The organism is Yinghuangia aomiensis, assembly GCF_039542225.1.
Lineage (GTDB): Bacteria > Actinomycetota > Actinomycetes > Streptomycetales > Streptomycetaceae > Yinghuangia > Yinghuangia aomiensis.
Map to the genome: position 1 here is coordinate 1 of NZ_BAABHS010000090.1, position 1,324 is coordinate 1,324.

Consider the following 1,324-nt stretch of genomic DNA (forward strand, 5'->3'; position numbering starts at 1 on the left):
CAGCTGACTGTGAGGATGTGGATGGCGCCGCTCGGGGGGTCTGACTCCCCAGCTGACTGACGCTGCGGCTGTCCTGCGGTTGAATCGTCGGCCTACCGAGCGGTGCCGTCATGCACGTGGCCGGTCGGGCGCCTGTGACTTCATAGGAGCCCGGCCAAAGGTCCCATCACAGTCTTGTCCTGCCGCCCGACCGGCCCGTGCGATCCCTCATGCGTCGCACGGAAGGACAGCAGCTCCCAGCATGGCAGACGCGATAGCGGTGATCGGCGGCGTCGACACCCACACCGACTTCCACCAGGCCGCGGTCGTCGACACGGTCGGCCGGCACCTGGCCACCGAGGCGTTCCCCACCACCCCCGACGGCTACCGCCGGCTGCTTCACTGGCTGCGCTCGCACGGCGAACTGCTTGCCGTGGGCGTCGAAGGCACCGGCGCCTACGGCGCCGAACTCGCCCGGTTCCTGCGGGCGGACCAGGTCACCGTGGTCGACGTGGACCGCCCCGACAGGCGGGCCCGCCGGGCGAACGGCAAGTCCGACCCGGTCGACGCCTACGCGGCTGCGACCGCCGTGCTGTCCGGCCGCGCGGCCGGAACGCCCAAGACCCGCGACGGGATCGTCGAGGCCGTCCGCTCGCTGCGGGTGGTCCGCCGCTCGGCGGTCAAGTCCCGCACCCAGACGATCAACCAGATCCGCACACTGATCGTCACCGCGCCCGGCGAGGTCCGCGAGCGGCTGCGCGGACTGTCCACCGCCGAGCTGGTCAGGCAGCTCGCCCGGTCCCGTCCCCGCACGGACACCGCCGACCCGGCCTGCGCGGTCCGGACCGCGCTGCGGCGCCTGGCCCGGCGCCACCAATACCTCACCCGGGAGATCGCCGACGCGGACGCCGAACTACGGCCGCTGGTCGCAGCGGCCGCACCCGGACTGCTCGCGCTGCACGGCGTCGGCACCGAGACCGCCGCCCAGCTCCTGATCACCGCGGGCGACAACCCGGACCGGCTCACCTCCGAGGCATCCTTCGCGCACTTGTGTGCTGCCGCCCCGATCCCGGCCAGCTCGGGCCGCACCCACCGACACCGCCTCAACCGCGGCGGGGACCGCCAGGCCAACAACGCGCTGCACACCATCGCCCTGGTCCGCATGCGCTACGACACCCGCACCAAGGACTACGTCGCCCGACGCACCGCCGAAGGACTGTCCAAGAAAGACATCCTGCGTTGCCTCAAACGCTTCATCGCCCGCGAGATCTACAAGCACCTGACCCGCCAGCCAACCACCCAACCACCGCTCCTACAGACCACTTGACGATCTATAGGAGCTTCA

At 71.2% G+C, this 1,324-nt stretch carries 1 protein-coding gene; it reads left to right on the top strand.

Translation table 11 applies throughout. From position 1 onward, the window contains the following. Window positions 1–241: 241 nt before the first annotated feature. The gene (locus ABEA93_RS41950; protein ID WP_345681283.1) at window positions 242–1,306 is read left to right on the top strand and encodes an IS110 family RNA-guided transposase; all 1,065 of its coding nucleotides are present in this window, start codon (window positions 242–244) and stop codon (window positions 1,304–1,306) included. The last annotated feature ends 18 nt before the right edge of the window (window positions 1,307–1,324 follow it).

Coding starts and splice junctions, on each gene's coding strand:
- ABEA93_RS41950 (WP_345681283.1), top strand. CDS start 242: ATGGCAGACGCGATAGCGGTGATCGGCGGCGTCGACACCCACACCGAC.